Source organism: Aeromonas sp. R7-2 (assembly GCF_040908105.1).
Taxonomy (GTDB): domain Bacteria; phylum Pseudomonadota; class Gammaproteobacteria; order Enterobacterales; family Aeromonadaceae; genus Aeromonas; species Aeromonas caviae.
On the sequence record NZ_JBFODC010000020.1, the window covers coordinates 12,296 to 32,057 of the forward strand.

Consider the following 19,762-nt stretch of genomic DNA (forward strand, 5'->3'; position numbering starts at 1 on the left):
TGGCGATTGAGTCAGCTTATTCAATTTCCATGCCAGCAAAATAGACGTTATTTATCAATGTATTGGGTCAATGCGTCAAAGCATTGACCTCAATTGTCCTTACTCATGCCGTACTTCTTCATCTTCTCCACCAGGGTGGTGCGGCGCATGCTGAGCAGGTCGGCGGCGCGGGCCACCACCCCGTCCTGGGACTCCAGGGCCTGGCGGATCAGCTCCACCTCGAGGTCGGCCAGCATCTCCTTGAGGTTGACCCCTTCCTGGGGCAACTGCATGGGCAGGGGTATGGCGATGCCGGGATCCAGCTCTGGTGGGGACTGGAACACGGCAGCCAGGGCGTCCCGCTCGTCCATCTCGGTGAGCCGCTCATCTCGTGGCTCGCAGGGCAGCAGGCGATAGCGGCCGGGCAGATCCGCCACATCGACGATCTGGTTCGGATAGAGGATGAGCAGGCGCTCGATGAGGTTGGACAGCTCGCGCACGTTGCCGGGCCAGGCGTACTGCATCAGGGACTCCATGGCGCGCTGGGTCAGACGGATGATCCCCTTGTGCTGTTCGGCATGGCGATTGAGCAGCTCCTGCAGCAGCAGCGGGATGTCGTCGGCCCGATCCCGCAGGGGGGGGGTCTCGATGGGAAACACATTGAGGCGGTAGTAGAGATCTTCGCGAAACGCCTGGGTGCGGATCATGGCTTCCAGATCCCGGTGGGTCGCCGCGATCACCCTCACATCTGCCTGGACGGCCTTGCCGCCCCCGACCCGGTCGAACTGGCGCTCCTGCAGCACCCGCAGCAACTTGACCTGCATCGGCAGCGGCATGTCGCCGATTTCGTCGAGGAAGAGGGTGCCCCCCTGGGCCAGTTCGAAGCGGCCGCGCCGGGCGGCAATGGCACCGGTGAAGGCCCCCTTCTCGTGACCGAACAGCTCGCTCTCGAGCAGCTCCGCCGGAATGGCGCCGCAGTTGATGGGCACGAAGGGGCCCGCGCTTCGGGCGGACAGCTCGTGGATGGCGCGAGCCACCACCTCCTTGCCGGTCCCGGACTCACCGAGGATCAGTACGTTGGCGTCGGTCTCGGCCACCTGGCCGATGAGACGGCGCACCTCCTGAATGCCCCTCCCCTTGCCCACCAGCAGGCGCAGCAGGGTCTGACCCTTGTCGTGGGTCTGATGACGGGGATGCAGGGAGATGAAGGCCTGGCAGAAGTGCAGATGACGGGTGAGGGACTCATAGGTAAAGGGCGCCTCGGCCACCCCGATGAAGTTGCTGCAGCCATGGCTCGCCGGCATCAGGGAGAGAAAGGGCAGACGAGGATGGGCGGCAAGCAGCTCACTCAGGGCGCGCTCGCGCAGTTCCCCGGCCAGAATCCCCTGCAAGGGCCCGGCAGTCTCGATGGCCACATCGAGATCGCTCTCCACCACCTCCTGCCAGGGGATCCCCATGAAGGAGAGCACAGTCCCCAGTTGTTGGCGCCGCACATCATCGGCATCAACAAGCAGCACACCCATAGCCATCCTATCCATATTTTCACACCTGACGCCAAGTTATTGTTTTTTAAGTGCTTATTAAAACCAATTTCGCACTGTGTCATAAGGGGGACAAAGTGCCAAAATTCTGGCGGATTGTCAAAACTTGTCGCATCCTCCCGGACCCTGGCGGGACGGGGATCACGCTTCCAGCCAGATTGAGTATCGGATGAAAACCAGCGAAGGGGAAAGAATGACGCCGACAGGGTGCGGCGTCAGAGGAGGGATCAGTGTTTCACGCTCTCCTGGGGAGCGGCATAGCGGCACTCGGGAAACCGGCTGCAGGCGAGGAACAGGCGACCGGCATGGGGACCCTTTCGTGCTTCCCGTGCCACCAGGGGCGCGGCACAGCGGGGGCAATGAGGGGTCGTCTCCCGGGGCTCCTCCTCATCCGGATCGAGGAAGGGATTCTCCTCCATCAACGCGGGCATTGCCTCTTCGGCCTGGGGGGGCGGCACCTGGGGCTCCCTGGCAGCCCCCGGGTGTGACATACCCAGATCGACACCATCGAGCAGCAGCGGGCTGAAGGTCGGTTCGCGGCGCTCGCCGGGCAGCAGGTCATCCACCGGCGCCATCGTTCTCGCCAGCAGGGGCAGCAGTTGCTCCCGCAACTCGTCGACCTGGTAGTGGCTGCTGGCCGGGATCTGCAACAGCGGCAGGCCGGCGCCATCGCAGGCCGCCTTCAGGAAGAGATCCCGCACCTTGCGCTTCTGGTGGCGGTGCCCCTCGTCATCCAGCTCCACGGCACACAGGAAAGAGAGATCCGCCGGGTGGCAGAGCAGAAAATCGAAGTGCTTCTCCCCTATCTTGCCGAGCGCCTGCTGGCGCTTGCCCTTGCCAAGGTGCGCGTCGGGCGTCAGTACATAGGAGGCTCGTACCTTGGCAAACACACGGGCCTTGTCCCCCACCGCCTGATCAAGCACCCCGAAGAAGGTGCGCTCGGCTGGGCTCATCAAGGTTTCCTGCAGATCATAGGGCTCGGCCTTGCCCCCTTTCTCCCTGCGCCAGACGATCACCAGCAGGAGCAACCCCAGCAACACAGCTCCCGATACGACAAGGCTATTCATACACGCACATCCCGTTTACAAGACAAATTCAGTTCACACCAGAGGAAGGGGCACACTCTACCACGGGGAAAGCGACTCAGGCAGCGCAGAAATCAAGCCCGTCCCGGCATTCGCGTTTTTTCACTGAATTTGCGCAAGGCGGGCTTCATATGGCCTGTCACAGCAGGCACAATGCTAGAGCCCATGGACGTTCTGGCGCACTCCCCGTCGCCGCCAGGCGTCAACGGACCCCACGCAGCCCCATTCAAGGAGAGCAGGATGCAAAAGCAATTGGTCGTCACCGTGATCGGCGCAGACAAACCCGGCATCGTCGAGAGCCTGGCCGATACCATCACCCGGCAGCAGGGCAACTGGCTGGCCAGCTCCATGAGCGAGCTGGCGGGGCAATTTGCCGGCATTTTGCACGTCGCCGTGCCTGACGAGCATTACCGCAGCCTGTGCGAGGCCCTGGTGATGCTGCCTGGCCTCACCGTGAGCTTCGCCGAAGGGCAGCTCAGCCCGCAACCGGCCCATCAGGTGATGCTGAGCGTCACCGGCAACGACAGACCGGGCATCGTCCATGAAGTGGCCAGCATCCTGCGCCAACTCAACATCAACGTCGCCGACCTCACCACAGGTTGCGAACCTGCGCCCCACTCAGGCGCCCCCCTCTTCTATGCCCACGCTCTGGTGGCCCTGCCGCCGCAGCTCGAACTGGACGATCTCGTCACGGCCCTGGAGTCCCTCTCCGACGACCTCGTCGTCGACATCGATCAGGATCTGAGCGAATAGTGTCGCCTGTCATAAATTTGTCATGGTTTGACGCCATAACTTCCGCGCAGACGCAACCAGAGCAAAGAGGCACCAGATGAGCACCGACAAGCAGTATGAAGAGAAAGAGCTTAGCTGGCTCTCATTCAATGAACGGGTGTTGCAAGAGGCGATGGACAAGACGGTACCCCTCATCGAGCGGGTCCGCTTCCTCGGGATTTTCTCCTCCAATCAGGACGAGTTCTTCAAGGTACGGGTGTCGGACGTCAAGCGCCGCATCCTCATCAACGAAGTCCACGGCGGCGACGACGAGGCCAAGGTGCTGCTGCGCGCCATCCAGCAGAAGGTGATGGCGCTCGGCGAGGCGTTCGACAACACCTACAAGGAGCTGCTGATCGCGCTGGCTCGCCACAACATCTTCCTGGTGAACGAAAGCCAGCTCTCCGAGTCCATCCAGCAGTGGCTGCGGATCTTCTTCCGGGAAAAGGTGCTGCGCCACATCATTCCCATCCTCCTCAACAAGGAGGTCAACCCGGTCAAGTTCCTGAAAGACGAGCACACCTATCTCGCCATCGAGATGAAGAAGAACGGCCAGGTGATCCAGTACGCCCTGGTGGAAGTACCCACCGACGATCTGCCCCGCTTCTTCCAGCTACCGCCGGAGGGCACCCGTCGCAAGAAGCAGATCATCATCCTGGACAACGTTATCCGCTTCTGTCTGGACGAGATCTTCAAGGGCTTCTTCGACTACGACGAGATTGCCGCCTACGCGGTCAAGCTGACCCGGGATGCCGAATATGACCTCTCCGACCAGTTGGACTTGAGCCTGGTGGACAAGATGAGTGACGGCTTGAAACAGCGCCTCACCGCCATGCCGGTGCGCTTCGTCTACGAGCGGGAGATGCCGGCGGCCATGATAAGCTTCTTGAAGCTCAAGCTGCAGATCAGCTCCTACGACGCCATCATGCCCGGTGGGCGCTATCACAACTTCAAGGATTTCATCGGCTTCCCCAATGTGGGCCGGGATTATCTGGAAAACCCCAAGCTGCCGGCCCTCGATTGCCGCGACTTTGACGGCTTCGTCAACGCCTTCGACGCCATCGCCAAGCAGGACATCCTGCTCTACTACCCGTACCACAAGTTCCACCACTTCACCGAGCTGGTGCGCCAGGCGGCCTTCGACCCGGCGGTCAGCGCCATTCGCATTAACATCTACCGGGTGGCCAAGAAGTCGCGGATCATCCACTCCCTCATCGACGCCGCCAACAACGGCAAGAAGGTGACCGTGGTGGTGGAGCTGCGCGCCCGCTTCGACGAGGCGGCCAACATCGACTGGGCCAACATCCTGACCGACGCAGGCGTCAAGGTGGTGTTCGGGGTGCCCAGCCTCAAGATCCACTCCAAGCTCTGCCTCATCACCCGCCACGAGAACGGCGAGGCGGTGCGCTACGCCCATATCGGGACCGGCAACTTCAACGAGAAGACCGCCAAGATCTACACAGACTTCTCCCTGCTGACCCGCCATCCGGACATCACCGCCGAGGTGGAAAGCGTGTTCGAGTACATCGAGTACCCCTATCGGCGCTACAAGTTCAACCACCTGCTGGTCTCCCCCATCAACAGCCGCCGCCAGCTCTATCGCCTCATCGATAACGAGCTGGCCAACGCCAAGGCGGGGCAACCCAGCGGCATCACCCTCAAGATCAACAATCTGGTGGACAGAGACCTCATCAACCGGCTCTATGCCGCCGGCCAGGCCGGGGTGCCCATCCAGATGATCATCCGGGGCATGTGCGCCCTGCGCCCGGGGGTGCCGGGTCTGAGCGACAACATCCGGGTCATCAGCATCATCGACCGTTTCCTCGAACATCCGCGGGTGATGGTGTTCCACAACAAGGGCAATCCCCAGCTCTATATCTCCAGTGCCGACTGGATGAGCCGCAACATCGACGGTCGCATCGAGGTGGGCACCCCCATCTATGACGAGCGGCTCAAGCAGCGCATCCTCGACATTCTCGAGCTACAACTGAGTGATACCTGCAAGGCGCGGGTGATCGATGCCGACCAGAAGAACGAGTACGTGAAGCGGGGCAACCGCCGCAAGGTCCGTTCCCAGGTGGCGATTTACGACTACCTCAAACGCATAGAGTCAAACCATGGACAATAGTCTGTACGCCGCTGTCGATCTGGGCTCGAACAGCTTCCACATGGTCATTGCCCGCCTCACCGAGGGGCGGATGCAGATCATCGATCGCATCAAGGAGCGAGTGCGCCTCGCCGAAGGGATGGATGAGCAGCGCCGCATGTCCCAGGAGGCCATGGCGCGCGGGCTGGACTGCCTCGCCCTGTTCGCCGAGCGGCTCACCAACATCAAGCCGGATCAGATCCGCATCGCCGGCACCTACACATTGCGCCGCGCCAGCAACGCCCGCGACTTCGTGCGCGAGGCGGCCAAGGTGCTCAACCACCCCATCGAGATCATCAGCGGCCAGGAAGAGGCCCGCCTCATCTATCAAGGGGTCGCTCATACCCAGCACATCGAGGGCCAGGTGCTGGTGGTGGACATCGGCGGCGGCAGCACCGAGCTCATCATTGGCGAAGGGTTTGAGCACAAGGCGCTCACCAGCCGCAAGATGGGCTGCGTGAGCTTCACCCAGAGCTTCTTTGGCAACGGCAAGCTCGGCGAGAAGGCCTTCAACGCCGCCGTGTTGGAAGCCCAGCACCAGCTCGCCCCCATCATCAACCAGTACCGCAAGCTGGGCTGGCAGAGCTGCCTCGGCAGCTCGGGCTCCATCCGCACCGTGCGCGACGTGTTGCAGGGGGAAGAGTGGACCGATGGTGCCATCACCCTGGCGGGACTGGAGCGGCTGAAGGAAGAGATGCTCAAGCACAAGCGGGTCGATCAGCTCAAACTGGCGGGCCTCACCGAGGAGCGTCAGGGGGTGTTCGCCGCCGCGGTGGCCATCCTGCTCGGGCTCTTCACCTCCCTGCCCATCGAGCGGATGGAGTACTCCGACGGCGCCCTGCGCGAAGGGTTGCTCTACGAGTTCGAGGAGCGCCTGCAGCATCACGACATTCGCGAACGTACCGCGCTTGCACTCAGCACTCACTATCGCATCGACAAGCGCCAGGCCACCCGGGTAGAGAGCAGCGTCCTCTCCCTGTTCGACGCCCTGAGCGGCCCCTGGGAGATGCCGGAAGAGCCCTATCGCGCCATCCTCGGCTGGGCGGCGCGGTTGCACGAAATCGGCCTTGCCATCAACTACAGCGGCATCCACAAACACTCCGCCTACATCTTGCAAAACACCGACCTGCCCGGCTTCAACCAGGACGATCAGGCCCTGCTGGCGGCCCTGGTGCGCTTTCATCGCAAGGGGCTCAAGCTCTCCGAGCTGCCGGCCCTGCCCAACCACGACGAGCAGACGGTGCTGCGCTGCATCCGCATCCTGCGCCTCGCGGTGGCGGCCCACCACAGGCGTCAGGACAACCTGCTGCCCGAGTGGAACGTGCAGGCCGCCGGGGATCAGCTGGTGGTCACCCTGCCCCTGGACTGGTGCGACGAGAACAAGTTGCTGATGCAGAACCTGGAAAAGGAGCACCGCTACTGCCACGAGCAGGGTTGGCCCCTGCTGTTCCAGCTCGGGTAACCCGCCCCTCTGTGCAAAAAGGCAGCCGATGGCTGCCTTTTTTGTCTCTTGTCTTTTCCTACTGCAGATCCGGCAGGATCAGCTTGGCTATCTCGAAGTAGATGATGAGGCCGGTACCGTCCACCAGGGTGGCGATGAAGGGGGCGGAGACCACCGCCGGGTCGATGCGAAAGCGACGCAGCACCATGGGGATCACCGAGGCGACGGTGGCGCTCCAGAGCACGATGGCGACGATGGTCAGGGTCACCACCATGCCGATCTCGGGCCCCACCCCCAGGCTCCAGGCCCGCACCCAGGCCGCCAGCGCGATGGCGGCCGAGATGAGCAGACCGGTGGAGATCTCCTTTTTCAGCACGGTGCCGAGGTTTTTCAGGCTCACCTCCCCCACCGCCATGGCACGCACTATGGTGGTGGTGATCTGGGTACCGCTGTTGCCACCGGTACCGATGAGGAGCGGGATGAAGAAGGCCAGGGCGATGGCTGCCTCCAGCTGCTCTTCAAAGGCCCGCAGCACGGTGCCTGTGTAGGCTTCCGCCACGAACAGGATCAGCAGCCAGCCCACCCGCTTGCGCCACAACTGCCAGGGGGTGGCCTGCAGATAGGGGGTATCCAGCGGCGAGGAGCCCCCTTGCAGCTCCGCATCCTCGGTGGACTCCAGCTCCAGGATGTCGGCGGCATCGTCCACGTGGAAGACCCCCACCAGACGACCCTGATCTTCCACCGGCAGGAGCGAGAGGTCGCGGTCAATGAGCAGGCGGGCCGCCAGCTCCTGATCCGCCCGGGCGTTGATGCGCACCGCCTCCCCCTCCATCAGCTCCCCTACCGGCAGCAGAGGATCGGCGATCAGCAGCGACTTGAGGGAGACGCTGCCAAGCAGGCGCTGCTCGCCGTCAACCACATAGAGATGACCGAACAGCCTGGCCTGATCCCAGGCCCCGTGGATCAGCTGCTTGGCGCTTTCCACCGTCGCATCGGCCTCCACTGCCAGGTATTCGTGGCGCATGTTGGCCCCCACCGACTCGTTCGGCCAGGCCAGCAGGGACTGGAAGGCTTTGCGGGCGGGCTCCGGCAGCCGGGCGAGCAGGGTCTTGCGATCGTGCTCGTCGAGCCTGCGCAGGATGGCCAGCAGGTCACGACGGGCCAGGGTGCCCTGCAGTATTCCCACGATGCTGCCATGCAGCCTGAGCAGCAGATGGCCGGCACACTCCGCCGGGAGGGAGGCAAGCAAGGACGCCCCTTCCGGCATGGAGAGAGTATCGAAGATGCAGTTGAGCTCTTCCGGGCGCAGGGTCAGAAGCTGATCGGCACGGGCCACCGGATCCAGGTTGTGCGCCAGCCAGTTGCGCAGGGCAACCGGGTCGAGCAGTTGATGACGATTGAGCAGGGTGTGTGTTTTCTTCATCACAGATGTCCTCATGTGATTTCAGGCGAACCTGAACGCCTCCGGCACCTGGCCGGATGCAACGGCAAGAAAACAGCAATTTGATTGACGAGTAACAGGCAGGAAATGACGCCGTCCGGCGTGTTTTCATCCCCACGTACCAGCTTTAGCACTGCATAACGTATCCGGCATGCCGGAAGCCACTTGGGTTGACACCTTAATCCGATGAAAACTGTCCTGATCTTGGGCGTCTCTGGACGTCGTGAGATCAGTGGCCTGTGTTTATGCAGGAGCCTCGCCTAACGAGATGCTGCGAACATTGATTGCACGGCGCTACCGTGCGGGCGGCATCATCTGCCCAGGCGCAGGTCGAGTCAAGGCAAACGGGCCCCTGGCAACGGGTTGTTACAAATTGGCCGGACGGCGGGCCTTTCATGAAACGAGGCTCCCCCGTGCGTGGCACGGGGGAGCCTGCGGTCAACGGACGAACGTCAGCGGATATAGTCGAAGAGGGTCAGCTTGCTTATCTTGCTGAAGGCGAGCTGGGAGGCGCTCATGGCTGCATCCTCCTTGGAGAGGGCCGCGATCACCTCGTACATGTCCGCCTCGGACACCTTGGCCCGCGCCTGCTGGTTCAGGGTGCTGAGTCCGTCGTTGGAGCTCATCACCTGCTCCAGGCTGTTCATCCTTCCCCCCAGCTCCCCCAGTCCCCGGTCTATCTTGGTTCTGGCGTTGCTCATGTGGGTGGTGGCATCGGAGACCGCCAGCTGGAAATCGCTCTCGGACAGGGTCGGATCGCGCATGGCGGAGATGAAATCGGACATGCCATTGAGGATGTTGTCGTTTTTCGGGGTATCCAGCACGAAGTTCTGGGTCGCCGATCCCGCAGGGAGGTCGAGGGTGAGCGCCAGGCCGTTGAAGGGGATCTTGTTGCCCGCCACATAGTCGCCGCTTTGCAGCAGGGTGCCACCGCTGTCACGGATCTCGTAGGTGTCCGGCGGCCCGGCCAGGGTGCTGACCGCATACTGGTTGCTCGGCAGGGAAGAGTCATAGTTGTTGCGATAGAAGCTCTCGAAGTTCCCCTGATCCGCCACCGACACCTGGATGTTGCCACTGGCGGCGCTGGCGGTGCGCCGGGTCGCCACCATCTCGAACAGATCGAAACCGGAGTCGTTGGCCGGGATCTGCACCGTGGGAGAGACCTGGATGTTGCGCTGCCCCGTGTCCCCCTGGAACACATAGTTGCCACTGGCATCCTTGACGAAGGGCTGGGTCTTGCTCTGATTGCCGCCGAAGATGTACTCCCCCTGGGAGTTCTTGCTGTTCATCAGGTCGAACATCTGCTTTTGCAGTCCCTCCAGTTCGCTCGCGATGGCGTTGCGCTCCTCGGAGCCCATGGCGGAGTTGTTCGCCTTCTGGATCAGGGTCTGGGCACTCAGCATGGCGTTGTTGAGGGAGGTCAGCACCGTCTCCTCGTGGCCAAGGCTGTTCTCCAGCAGGCTGCCGTTGACGCCGTACTGCTTGAAGAGATCGATCTCCTTGGTCAGCGCCATCTTCTGGCTCATGCCGGCCGGGTCCTCCCCGGAACGGGAGAATTTATCCCCCGTCATCAACTGGTTGTAGGCGCTGTTCTGGCGCTCGCTCACCTTGCTCATGGAGGCAAGGTTGCGGTCATAGATCATGTTGGTGGTGATGCGCATGACTTACCTCACGGAGGAGAGCAGGGTGTCAAAGATGGTCTTGGCGGTGTTCACTATCTGGGCCGAGGCCGCATAGGACTGCTGGAAGCGGATGAGGTTGGCCGCCTCCTCCTCCAGATTGACGCCGGAGACACTCTCGAAGATGGCGGTACTCTGGGTCAGCTTCGCCTCGTTGGCCTGCAGCAGGGTCTTGGCCTGGCTGGTCTTGTTGCCAATGCCGCTCACCAGACCCGAGTAGGCATCGTTGAAGGTCATCTTGTCGTTGCTGGTGGCGGCGTTGTTGTTCTTGCGCACCAGCTCCTTGTTCTGCAGCTCCGCCAGCGCCAGGCCGTTGGCGTTGTCCGCGAAGCCGTCCTTGTTGTAGCTGAGCGTGAAGCTGTCGCTGGCCTCCACCTTGCCGGTGATGCTGAACTCATAGCCCGGGCTCTGGGTCGGATCGGCGTAGACCTTGGGCCCCCCCAGGGGGCTCTCGAGGGCGGCCATCAGGTTCTGTCCCTTGCTGGAGGCGGGGGCCACACCGAGCAGGTTGTTGTTCTTGTCATAGACCTCGTAGTTGCCGCTGCCGTCGATCTTGATGACCTGGGGGGCACTCGGATCCAGGGTGTTGGTGCCAAAACCCGAGCCCGTGCCGGTGTTGTAGACACCGCCCAGCGTTATCTCGCCCGAGCCCAGGTTCTGGGATCCCTTGTCCGACTTCAAGGGGGAAGCCAGCGCGATATCCTCGGGACGGGTGATCGCCTGATCCAGGTTGGCAGCCGCATTCCGGGTGGGTTGCAACAAGATCTTGTCACCCGCGACCGGAGTGCCGGAGAGATCGATTTCGATACCGTGCCCCGCCACCTCGAAGGTGGCTGGCGGCGTGGTCCCCGTGGCAAGCGAGGTACGCTGCCCACTGCCGTCGATGGCGAACACCTCGTAACCGGTGGCGCTGTTGAACCGCACCTCGTAGTCGAAGGTGGTGACCTCGCTCCCCTTGCCGGGGACGAAGTTGACGCTGGCCGCCCCGTTACCCTGGTTGCTGGCGTAGGGCAGCCCCTGGCTTCCCTTGAGGGTGAAGAGATCCCCCCCAAGCTCGTTGTCGAGATCCATCCCCAGCCGGTTCTGCTGGTTCATGGCATCCCCCAGGGCGACGGCCAGCTGCCCCAGCTCCCGCTTGGCGGGCTCCAGATCCCGGCGCGCGGTGAAGAGGCCACCGATGGCACCGCCAATATCCTGGTCGTTGATGCTGGCCTGGTTCTTGCCCAGGGTCAGCTGCAGGGAAGGCTCACGGGAATCCGGATCCCCCGGCACCACCTTGAACTGGGCCACGCCGCCATCGAGCACCAGAGAGTGCCCTGTGCTCATGTTGACCAGCATGCTGCCATTGGGCTGGGTCACGGTGCGGATCTCCATCTTCTCGGAGAGCTGGCGAATGGCCTCATCCCGCTGATCGAACAGCATCAGGTTCTCTTCAGGGGAGCCCTGGGTGCGGACGATGGCCTGGTTCAGATCGTTGATGCTGTTCAGCAGGCTGTTCACCCTGTCCGTCTCGTCCCCTATGGTGGCGTTGATGGTATCGGACTGCTTGTCGAACTGGGCGGAGAGGGTATGGAACCTGTCCACCATGCCGCTCAGTTCACTCAGGGTCGTCTTGCGCCCTCCGATCTCGGACGGTGACTCGTTGGCGGTGTGGAAAGCCTTGAAGTAGGAGGTGATGGTGGTCCCCACGCTGTTGCTGGCATCACCGAGCAGGCTGTCAAGCTGGAACAGTTGATCGTAGCGGGTGTTGGCCGCCTGATAGGCGGACGTATCCCGGCGCACCTCGGCCTGGGCATAGGCGTTGATGATGCGATCGCTCACCATGTCGCCCGTCCCCAATCCGACGGAATTGGTGTAGATCAGGGTGCGTTCACGTACATAGCCCTGGCTATTGACGTTCACTATGTTGTTGCTGGTGGTCTGCAGCAGTCGCTGCTGGGCCAGCACACCCGAGGTCCCAATTCCAAGCAGATCGCTTGCCATAGCTTACAGCTCCATCTCTGTGTTCCTGTCTGCAATGTTGCCGGACGTCGAGTAACCGGCGATGGCATCACTGCGCAACACTTGTTTAAGTTTCCTGGCGTACTGGGGATCGGTGGCATAACCGGCCTGCTGCAACGCCTCGAAGTAACGGTCCGGGCTGTCCACCTTGGCCAGCGCCCCCTTGTAGCGACTCCCAGAGGTCAGGAAATCCACGTAGTCGTTGAAGCTCTCTTCGAACGACTCGTAGGAGCGAAACGCCGCCTTCTGGCGCGAGGCCACCCCTTGCTCGTATTCGAGGGTGCTCACCACCGCCTTGGGGCCTTCCCAACGCGGATCGGCCTTGATGCCAAACAGGTTGTGCGTCACGTTTCCGTCTGCATCCTTGATCACCCGCTTGCCCCAGCCACTCTCAAGGGCGGCCTGGGCCACCAGCACCGCCGGGCTCAACCCCAGCTTGTCCGCCGCCTTCTTGGCCAGCGGCATCAGCCTGTCGACGAACTCTTCCGGGCTGTCAAACACCTTGGCGCTGCCATCCAGGGCCGAAGGCCTCTGGCTGCTGCCCATGGGCGGCATGGTGCGGTGGGGGCGTCTTGGCATGGCCAGCGTACGCTCGGCCCCATTCAGCTCACCCTTCATTTCGTTATCAGCAAAATCTTTGCCAACTTTGGAGGCAGCAATCAGATCGTTGGAGGCACTGGGGGGTTGATAGGGCTTGTAGACCCGCTCGGTACGCTGGGGCAACTTGAGTACCCGGCCATCCTGATGGGTGAAGGTCTGCTCGGGTGAGAGCTGCCTGGCCACCATCTCGGCGATGCCCAGCCCCCCCTTGCTCGACATGTCGGCAACCCGCTGCTCGTCCAGCATCCCTTCATAGAACTGGGTGTAGCTGCTGTTCATCGGGTTGCCCTCGGTGAGCACCGAGTTGGCCTGGCGCATCCCCTTGAACAGGGTCTGGGTGAAGATGGATTCGAACTGGCGGGCGGCCGCCATCAGGGCCCCTTGCTTCCCCTCCTTGCTCAGGCTCATCTGGCGCAGTTTGTCCAGGTTCTGGACGTCCTGCACCATGCCAATATTGATACCGCTCTGGGTGTCGAACTCTGCCATAACCTACCTCTTTGCCGCCCGTGGCAACCGCTTGCCGCTCACGAAATTACAGAATGACCAGTTGGCCCTGGATCGCGCCCGCCTGCTGCAGCGCCTCCAGGATCGCCATCAGATCCCCGGGGGCGACCCCCACCTGGTTCACCGCACGCACCAGGTCGTCCAGGGTCGCGCCGGTATCGAGCTTGAACATCCGACCGGGATCCTGCTGCACGTTGATGGTGGAGTTGTTGGTGACCGCCGTCTGCCCGCCAGCGAGCGGATTGGGTTGGGAGACCTGCTGGTTCTCGGCGATGGTGACCGTCAGCCCACCGTGACTGATGGCCGCCGGGCGCAGCTTGACCTCGCTGCCGATGACGATGGTCCCGGTGCGCGAATTCACGATGATCTTGGCGGACTCGCTCGCCGGGTCCACTTCCAGGTTCTCGATGGTGGAGAGGTAGGAGACCCGCTGGGCCGGATCCCGCGGTGCGAATACCTTGATGGAGGTGGCGTCCATCGCCTGGGCGGTGTTCGGACCCACCAGATCGTTGACCACGTCCGCCAGACGGCGGGCGGTGGTGAAGTCCGGCCGGTTCAGGTTGAAGGTGATGGTGTCGCCCTGGCTGAAGGAGTTGGGAACCTCCCGCTCCACGGTCGCCCCGTTGGCGATGCGCCCCACTGTGGGCGTGTTCACCACCACCTTGGAGCCGTCCGCCCCTTCGGCCCCGAGGCCACCGACCACCAGGCTGCCCTGGGCCACCGCATAGACGCGGCCATCCAGCCCTTTCAGGAAGGTCTGGAGCAGGGTGCCGCCACGCAGGCTCTTCGCCTCGCCGATGGCGGAGACGGTGACGTCTATGGTCTGGCCCGGCTTGGAGAAGGGGGGCAGATCCGCGTGGATGGCCACCGGCGCCACGTCCTTGATCTTGGGCTTGATGTTGTCAGGCACCTTGATGCCGAAGTTGTTGAGCATGGTCCTGAAGGTCTGCTCGGTGAAGGCGTTGTTCTTCTCCCCCGTGCCGGGCAGGCCCACCACCAGACCGTAACCGATCAGCTGGTTGCTGCGCACCCCTTCCACCGAGGCGAGGTCCTTGATGCGGGATGCGTGCGCCAGCCCGAAGGGCAGCAGGCAGCACAGCAGGGCAAGCAGACGGAATCGGTTCATGACATCTCCTAACAAAACCTTCCTGATCCGGGACCCGTGAACACCCCGGACTCTTGAGTCTTAAATGGGCCACCAGGGGCCGTTGAAGAAGCTGGTGAGCCAGCCCTGTTCCTGGGTGTTCGCCAGATCCCCGGTACCGCCGTAATAGATACGCGCATTGGCCACCCGCTGGGAGGAGACGCTGTTTTCCGAGCTCACGTCCTCCGGGCGCACCAGACCGGTGATACGGATGTATTCGTTGCCATTGTTGAGCATGATCCACTTCTCGCCGCGCACCAGCAGGTTGCCGTTTGGCAGTACCTTGACCACGCTGACCGAGATGTTGCCCTGCAGGCTGTTGCTCTGATCCGCCTTGGCCTGCCCCTTGAAGGCACTGTTCTGGCCGATGGAGGCCGACAGATCGTAGGGCCCCGCCGTGACCGGCACGCCACCCAGGGTGACGGGGTCGAGCGCCAGCTTGTTGTCCTTGCCGCTCTGGGTGTTGGCCTTTTTCGACGCCGAGGTCGACTCCGCCAACTGGATGGTGATGATGTCACCCACCCGGTGCGCCTTGATGTCCGAGTAGATGCCGTTGACCTGCTCGGGCTGGAAGATGGCGCCGGTCGGGCGCACCGACACCGGCTCCGACTCCCCGTAGACGGGGGCGAAATCCGGGTCATCCGGTTTGGCGGTATTGGGGGTACTGGTGCAACCCGCCAGCGTCAGCAGTCCCAGCATCCATATGGCTTTCATCATGACACTCCTTTCATCAGGTCCGCTGGGTCAGGAAGGACATCATGGAGTCGACGGCGGAGATGACCTTGGAGTTCATCTCGTAGACCCGCTGAGCCTGGATGAGATTCACCAGCTCCTCGGTCACGTTGACGTTGGAGGTCTCCAGCATCCCCTGCTTGATCACCCCCAGCCCGTCCGCGCCGGCAGTCCCCTGAATGGGGGCGCCGCTGGACTGGGTCTCGAGGAAGAGGTTCTCCCCCATGGGCTGCAGGCCGGTGGGGTTGACGAAGTCCGTGGTGTTGATCTGGCCCACCACCTGGGATTGGCCATCCCCCTTGAGCTGGACGGAGACCTGGCCATCCTCCCCCACGGTGACGCTCTGGGCGTTCTCGGGGATCTGGATCTCCGGTTGCAGCGGGTAACCGTTGCCCGGGGTGACGATGGTCCCCTCGTCGTTCAGGGTGAACTGGCCGTTGCGGGTATAGGCGGCACTGCCATCGGGCAGCTGGATTTCGAAGTAGCCGCGGCCGCTGATCATCAGGTCAAGGGAGTTGTCCGTGGTCTGGACGTTGCCCTGACTGTGGTTTTTCTGGGTGGCGACCACCTTGGCCCCCGCCCCCAGCATCAGGCCGGAAGGGAGCTCGGTGTCCGCCGAGGAGCGACCGCCAGGCTGGTTGATGTTCTGATAAAGCAGATCCTCGAAGATGGCCCGCGCCTTCTTGTAGCCCACGGTGCTGGCGTTCGCCAGGTTGTTCGAGGTGACCGAGATGTTGGTCTGCTGGGCATCGAGGCCGGTCTTGCTGATCCAGAGTGCAGGATTCATGGGGTGCTCCTTGATTAGCTGATACGCAGCAGCTGGGTTTGTGCCTCGTCGTTCTCCTCGGCGGTCTTCATGATCTTGACCTGAGTTTCAAACTGACGTTGCAAGCGAATAAGGTTGGTCATCTCGTCGACCACGTTGACGTTGCTCCCCTCAAGGGAGCCGGCGATCAGGCCCACATCCGCAGACGCGGCCTCACTCTGGCCATCCTTGCGGCGAAACAGGCCGTCCTGGCCTTTCTCCACCGCATCTGCCGCCGGGTTGACCAGCTTGATACGCTGGAAATCTTCCGGCAGGTTGGCGGCGGCCCCCTCGGGGCGGCCGCTGATGGTACCGTCACGATTGATCTCGATCTTCTCCATGGGCAGGGGCAGCACGATGGGCTGACCGGCATCATCCACCACATTCAGACCGGTAGAAGTTTGCAAATTGCCGGTGGCATTGAGCTGCAGGTTGCCCATGCGGGTATAGGCTTCCGCACCGTTGGGATCCTGCACCGCAATCCAGCCCGGCCCATCGACGGCAACGTCAAGATCCCGACCCGTGGTCATCAGCATGCCGTGCTGCAGGTTCTGGCCCGGCCGCTCGGTCATGGCGAACACCCGCGTGGGCAGCCCTTCGCCAAACGCCTGCATGCTGCGCGCCTGCTCGAAGTCAGACTTGAAGCCAATGGTGTTGGCGTTGGCAAGGTTGTTACCACGAACAGCCAGGCTGTTCATGTTCTCCTTGGCCCCGGACATGGCGATGTAAAGCAGGTGATCCATGGGATCCTCCGTCAAACAGATGACTCTCACAGCTCAACTGCAAGTTGAATGCCAAGAGAGATGACGAAGACGGAATGAAAGGAGGAAATGAGGCGGGACTGACACGACAAGGGGCGCCGAAGCGCCCCTTCCAACTACCCGCCGTCTTAGCGGATCTGCAGTATGTTCTGCTGCAGGGAGCTGTTCACTTCCAGGGAACGGGAGTTGGCCTGGAAGTTGCGCTGGGCGGTGATGAGGTCGACCAGCTCGGTGGTGAGATCCACGTTGGACTGCTCCAGTGCCGACGACTTGATGGAGCCGAACGTGCCGGAGTTCGGGGTGCCGGGCAAGGCATCGCCAGAGAGCAGGGACTGGCGCCAGGAGGTGTCGCCGACCTGGGTGAGACCCTGGGCATTGGCAAACTTCGCCATGGCCACCATGGCCACCTTGACGGTGGTGGCGTTGCTGTAAGTGGCGGAGACTATGCCATCCGCCCCGATCTCCACCTTGGTCAGGCGGCCGACGGTGGAGCCGTCCTGGGTCAGCTTGCTCACTTCAAAGGGGGAGGCGTACTGGGTCACGGTACCAAGCTTGAACTCAATCTCCTGGGTGCCATCGGCGCCATTGGTGATGATACCGGCCCCCGCCGCCCCCAGGGGTTCCGTCTTGATGACCGCCGGGGTGGTGGGTGTGACCATCTTGCCGGAGGCATCGAAGGTCACCCGGGCGCTCAGGGGAGCCTGGCTCAGGCCGGTCGCCATGGTGGTGGCCGTACCGCCTACGATGTCGATGGGCTTGTCCCCTTCATAGAGGTACATGCGCCAGGCAGTCGGCACCGCCGCTTGGGTAGGATCGGCCGGATCCGCTTCCTTGGTGAAGTACTGGGTGATGGTGTGTGGCTCGCCCAGGGAGTCATAGACCACCACGGAAGTAGAGGAGGAGTAGGTGGTCGAGTCAGTGGGATCGAATTTGGAGGCATTGACATCCATCAGCGTTTTCGTGCTGGAAGGCAGGTTGAAACCAGCTTCGACCGTCGTGGTCTGCACCGGCTCACCGGCCTTGTCCGGGATCTGGATGGGCTTGGTGGCGTTGATGCTCACCGCCTTGGGGGTGCCGTCAGAGTTGATCTCGTACCCCTGCAGATAACCGCCGGAGTTGCTGACCATGTAGCTGCTTTCATTGAGCTTGAAGGCGCCCGCACGGGTGTAGGTGCGATCCAGGTTGGTCAGGCCGTCCGAGGTCACGAAGAAGCCGTTGCCCTGTATGGCGAGATCCAGCGCGTTGTTGGTGAATTGCAGCGCGCCCTGGTGGAACTGCTGGGCCACAGCGCCAGTCGCCACTCCGTTGCCGACCTGGGTCTTGGCGTTGACGAAGATGGAGTTGGCGTAGACGTCGGCGAACTCGGCGCGGGACTCCTTGAAGCCGGTGGTATTGACGTTGGCAATGTTGTTCGCGGTGACGTTCAGGTCTTTTTGAGCCGCATTGATGCCGCTGAGGGCATTGTTGAATGACATGTCTTTCTCCTTAGATCACTGCGTTAGAGGACGAAGCCGACTGGGTGGTGGTCTTGCCGGTCGTCGCGCCAATTTCCAATACATCGGTCAGGTAGATGCCGCCCAGTCCCTTGAGTTTGAGGGTGCTGGGGTTGGTGCTCGTTCCCAGGGTGACGCTCTCCACCTTGGCGTAAGTCAGGGCGGGGACGCTCTCCGACTTGCCGTCGACGGTGGCATGCGCCTCTATCGAATATTTGCCGCTCTTGGCCTGGTTGCCGGACTTGTCCTTGCCATCCCATTCAAAGGCCACGTTCCCCTTGTGGCTCCCTTCGATGGCGAACTCTCGGATGACCTGGCCGCTCTCGTCCTTCACCGTCACCTTGATGTTGCTGCCGCCATCGCCGGTGGCGATGACCCCCGTGAGGGTGCCTCCCTTCTCCACGTAACCCGTGTTGGACGGGATCAGCACGTTCTGTCCCACCAGCGCGGAGGCCTGCAGCGCCTGGCTGGAAGTCATCAGGCTGTTGAGGCTCTCCATCTGGGTGGAGAGGCTGCTGATCCCCTGAGACGTCGACATCGAGGTCATCTGGGAAAGCATCTGGGCGTTGTCCACCGGTTTGAACGGATCCTGATAGGAGAGCTGCATGGTCAGCAGCTTCAGGAAGGACTCCTGATCCAGCTCCTTTTTCTGGGTACTGGTGTTGACCGTACTGGTCTGGGCCGACGTCGTCCGGTTGACGCCCAGCAGGCTGTCATAGGTATCTGCCACTTATGCTCCCCCCTCTAGGGCGTGCCCACTGGGCCGATTGTTGCCGCCTGGCAGGCGATCACGGGTCACTCTCATCCGGGTTCACCTCTGTCAGGACTTGCCCAGACCCAGGGTCTGCTGCAACATTTTCTTGGCCGCATCGGCCACCTGGACGTTGGTCTGGTAGCTGCGCGACGCCGCTATCATGTCCGCCATCTCTTCCACCATGTTGACGTTGGGCTTGAAGATGAAGCCATCCTTGTCCGCCATGGGGTGATTCGGGTTGTACTCCTTGAGCAGGGGCGCATCACTCTCGACGATGCCCTTCACATCCACCCCGACCGAGGCCTGCTTGTCGGACATGGCCTGATCCAGCTGGGCGGCAAAGACTGGCCGCCTGGCGTGGTAAGTTTTTTCCACGCTGGAGCTGACGCTGTCAGCGTTGGCCATGTTGCTCGCCACCGTGTTGAGGCGAACGGACTGCGCGCTCATGGCAGAGCCTGCAATGTCAAAGACCTTGAACAAACTCATCCTTGCTCTCCTTTCAGTGCCTTGAGCAGGCCGCTTATCTTGCTGTTCATGAATTCAAGGGAGGCCTGGTATTCGAGGCTGTTGCGCAGGAACTCGCTGCGCTCCTGCTGCACGTCCACCGTGTTGCCGTCACCGGTATCCGGTTGCAGGGGATTGCGGTACTGGGTCGTGCCCGGGGTATCCATCTGCAAGGCGAAGTGCTTCTCGCTGGTGGTGCTGAGCCCGAACCCTTGCTGGCCCTGGGCATCCTGCAACGCCTGTGAGAAGTCGATGTCACGAGCCTTGAAGCCCGGCGTGTCCGCATTGGCGATGTTGCTGGACAACACCTCGGCACGCTTGGCGCGCACGCTCAGCGTGTACTGATGAACACCGAATGCCTTGTCGAATGAAATTGCCATA

17 protein-coding genes and 1 riboswitch are annotated in these 19,762 nt (G+C 62.2%); of the genes, 3 read left to right on the plus strand and 14 right to left on the minus strand.

The annotated features are described in order from the left end of the window. Positions 1-89 precede the first annotated feature (89 nt). Together AB5Y47_RS05440 and AB5Y47_RS05445 are read right to left on the minus strand one after the other, a co-directional pair. On the minus strand, positions 90-1,508 hold the full coding sequence (locus AB5Y47_RS05440; RefSeq protein ID WP_041201656.1) for a sigma-54 dependent transcriptional regulator: 1,419 nt from the start codon (positions 1,506-1,508) through the stop codon (positions 90-92). A gap of 239 nt (positions 1,509-1,747) precedes the next feature. Next, positions 1,748-2,587, minus strand: a complete 840-nt coding sequence (locus AB5Y47_RS05445) for a DUF2726 domain-containing protein (protein ID WP_039040241.1) — start codon at positions 2,585-2,587, stop codon at positions 1,748-1,750. A 258-nt stretch (positions 2,588-2,845) separates the two neighbouring features. Here AB5Y47_RS05445 and AB5Y47_RS05450 point away from each other — a divergent pair, with 258 nt between their 5' ends. The 3 genes from AB5Y47_RS05450 to ppx all read left to right on the plus strand — a co-directional run bounded on the left by AB5Y47_RS05450 (position 2,846) and on the right by ppx (position 6,984). Further along, positions 2,846-3,358 (plus strand): glycine cleavage system protein R, encoded by a 513-nt coding sequence (locus tag AB5Y47_RS05450; RefSeq protein WP_010675281.1) that lies wholly within the window; start codon positions 2,846-2,848, stop codon positions 3,356-3,358. A gap of 76 nt (positions 3,359-3,434) precedes the next feature. After that, positions 3,435-5,504: a polyphosphate kinase 1 gene (gene ppk1, locus AB5Y47_RS05455; protein ID WP_010675282.1), complete on the plus strand. Its 2,070-nt coding sequence runs from the start codon at positions 3,435-3,437 to the stop codon at positions 5,502-5,504. Further along, positions 5,494-6,984, plus strand: coding sequence for an exopolyphosphatase (gene ppx / locus AB5Y47_RS05460; RefSeq protein WP_041214872.1), 1,491 nt, complete (start codon positions 5,494-5,496; stop codon positions 6,982-6,984). The genes ppk1 and ppx overlap by 11 nt, the downstream gene beginning before the upstream one ends. 58 nt (positions 6,985-7,042) lie before the next feature. Here ppx and mgtE read toward each other — a convergent pair whose 3' ends face one another. The 12 genes from mgtE to flgB form a co-directional block, all read right to left on the minus strand. After that, positions 7,043-8,386: a magnesium transporter gene (gene mgtE, locus AB5Y47_RS05465; RefSeq protein WP_041213161.1), complete on the minus strand. Its 1,344-nt coding sequence runs from the start codon at positions 8,384-8,386 to the stop codon at positions 7,043-7,045. 123 nt (positions 8,387-8,509) lie between these two features. Further along, a riboswitch (M-box (ykoK) riboswitch) is annotated at positions 8,510-8,679 on the minus strand. 177 nt (positions 8,680-8,856) lie between these two features. After that, a complete protein-coding gene (gene flgL / locus AB5Y47_RS05470; protein ID WP_139736372.1) occupies positions 8,857-10,065 on the minus strand; it encodes a flagellar hook-associated protein FlgL in 1,209 nt (402 codons plus the stop codon). A gap of 3 nt (positions 10,066-10,068) precedes the next feature. After that, positions 10,069-12,066 carry a flagellar basal body rod C-terminal domain-containing protein gene (locus AB5Y47_RS05475; protein WP_049637069.1) on the minus strand — a complete coding sequence of 666 codons (1,998 nt, stop codon included), beginning with the start codon at positions 12,064-12,066 and terminating at the stop codon, positions 10,069-10,071. Positions 12,067-12,069: 3 nt separating this feature from the next. Further along, positions 12,070-13,170 carry a flagellar assembly peptidoglycan hydrolase FlgJ gene (gene flgJ / locus AB5Y47_RS05480; RefSeq protein ID WP_043153827.1) on the minus strand — a complete coding sequence of 367 codons (1,101 nt, stop codon included), beginning with the start codon at positions 13,168-13,170 and terminating at the stop codon, positions 12,070-12,072. A gap of 46 nt (positions 13,171-13,216) precedes the next feature. After that, positions 13,217-14,314 carry a flagellar basal body P-ring protein FlgI gene (locus AB5Y47_RS05485; RefSeq protein ID WP_010675288.1) on the minus strand — a complete coding sequence of 366 codons (1,098 nt, stop codon included), beginning with the start codon at positions 14,312-14,314 and terminating at the stop codon, positions 13,217-13,219. Positions 14,315-14,374: 60 nt separating this feature from the next. After that, positions 14,375-15,046, minus strand: a complete 672-nt coding sequence (flgH, locus tag AB5Y47_RS05490) for a flagellar basal body L-ring protein FlgH (protein ID WP_010675289.1) — start codon at positions 15,044-15,046, stop codon at positions 14,375-14,377. Positions 15,047-15,062: 16 nt separating this feature from the next. Then, positions 15,063-15,851 carry a flagellar basal-body rod protein FlgG gene (gene flgG / locus AB5Y47_RS05495; RefSeq protein WP_010675290.1) on the minus strand — a complete coding sequence of 263 codons (789 nt, stop codon included), beginning with the start codon at positions 15,849-15,851 and terminating at the stop codon, positions 15,063-15,065. A gap of 14 nt (positions 15,852-15,865) precedes the next feature. Next, positions 15,866-16,612: a flagellar basal-body rod protein FlgF gene (gene flgF / locus AB5Y47_RS05500; RefSeq protein WP_039040234.1), complete on the minus strand. Its 747-nt coding sequence runs from the start codon at positions 16,610-16,612 to the stop codon at positions 15,866-15,868. A gap of 146 nt (positions 16,613-16,758) precedes the next feature. Further along, positions 16,759-18,105, minus strand: a complete 1,347-nt coding sequence (flgE, locus tag AB5Y47_RS05505) for a flagellar hook protein FlgE (RefSeq protein ID WP_042017542.1) — start codon at positions 18,103-18,105, stop codon at positions 16,759-16,761. Positions 18,106-18,115: 10 nt separating this feature from the next. Beyond that, a complete protein-coding gene (locus tag AB5Y47_RS05510) occupies positions 18,116-18,853 on the minus strand; it encodes a flagellar hook assembly protein FlgD (RefSeq protein ID WP_010675293.1) in 738 nt (245 codons plus the stop codon). A 90-nt stretch (positions 18,854-18,943) separates the two neighbouring features. Beyond that, positions 18,944-19,363, minus strand: coding sequence for a flagellar basal body rod protein FlgC (gene flgC / locus AB5Y47_RS05515; protein ID WP_005329775.1), 420 nt, complete (start codon positions 19,361-19,363; stop codon positions 18,944-18,946). Continuing rightward, a complete protein-coding gene (gene flgB / locus AB5Y47_RS05520; protein ID WP_010675294.1) occupies positions 19,360-19,761 on the minus strand; it encodes a flagellar basal body rod protein FlgB in 402 nt (133 codons plus the stop codon). The genes flgC and flgB overlap by 4 nt, the downstream gene beginning before the upstream one ends. Position 19,762: the final 1 nt, after the last annotated feature.

Bases quoted from the DNA above. Each gene is read 5' to 3' on its own strand.
- flgL (WP_139736372.1), bottom strand. From the start codon at position 10,065: ATGCGCATCACCACCAACATGATCTATGACCGCAACCTTGCCTCCATG.
- flgC (WP_005329775.1), bottom strand. From the start codon at position 19,363: ATGAGTTTGTTCAAGGTCTTTGACATTGCAGGCTCTGCCATGAGCGCG.
- ppx (WP_041214872.1), top strand. From the start codon at position 5,494: ATGGACAATAGTCTGTACGCCGCTGTCGATCTGGGCTCGAACAGCTTC.
- AB5Y47_RS05485 (WP_010675288.1), bottom strand. From the start codon at position 14,314: ATGAACCGATTCCGTCTGCTTGCCCTGCTGTGCTGCCTGCTGCCCTTC.
- flgG (WP_010675290.1), bottom strand. From the start codon at position 15,851: ATGAATCCTGCACTCTGGATCAGCAAGACCGGCCTCGATGCCCAGCAG.
- ppk1 (WP_010675282.1), top strand. From the start codon at position 3,435: ATGAGCACCGACAAGCAGTATGAAGAGAAAGAGCTTAGCTGGCTCTCA.
- flgH (WP_010675289.1), bottom strand. From the start codon at position 15,046: ATGAAAGCCATATGGATGCTGGGACTGCTGACGCTGGCGGGTTGCACC.
- mgtE (WP_041213161.1), bottom strand. From the start codon at position 8,386: ATGAAGAAAACACACACCCTGCTCAATCGTCATCAACTGCTCGACCCG.
- flgB (WP_010675294.1), bottom strand. From the start codon at position 19,761: ATGGCAATTTCATTCGACAAGGCATTCGGTGTTCATCAGTACACGCTG.
- AB5Y47_RS05450 (WP_010675281.1), top strand. From the start codon at position 2,846: ATGCAAAAGCAATTGGTCGTCACCGTGATCGGCGCAGACAAACCCGGC.
- AB5Y47_RS05445 (WP_039040241.1), bottom strand. From the start codon at position 2,587: ATGAATAGCCTTGTCGTATCGGGAGCTGTGTTGCTGGGGTTGCTCCTG.
- flgF (WP_039040234.1), bottom strand. From the start codon at position 16,612: ATGGATCACCTGCTTTACATCGCCATGTCCGGGGCCAAGGAGAACATG.
- flgE (WP_042017542.1), bottom strand. From the start codon at position 18,105: ATGTCATTCAACAATGCCCTCAGCGGCATCAATGCGGCTCAAAAAGAC.
- flgJ (WP_043153827.1), bottom strand. From the start codon at position 13,170: ATGGCAGAGTTCGACACCCAGAGCGGTATCAATATTGGCATGGTGCAG.
- AB5Y47_RS05475 (WP_049637069.1), bottom strand. From the start codon at position 12,066: ATGGCAAGCGATCTGCTTGGAATTGGGACCTCGGGTGTGCTGGCCCAG.
- AB5Y47_RS05440 (WP_041201656.1), bottom strand. From the start codon at position 1,508: ATGGCTATGGGTGTGCTGCTTGTTGATGCCGATGATGTGCGGCGCCAA.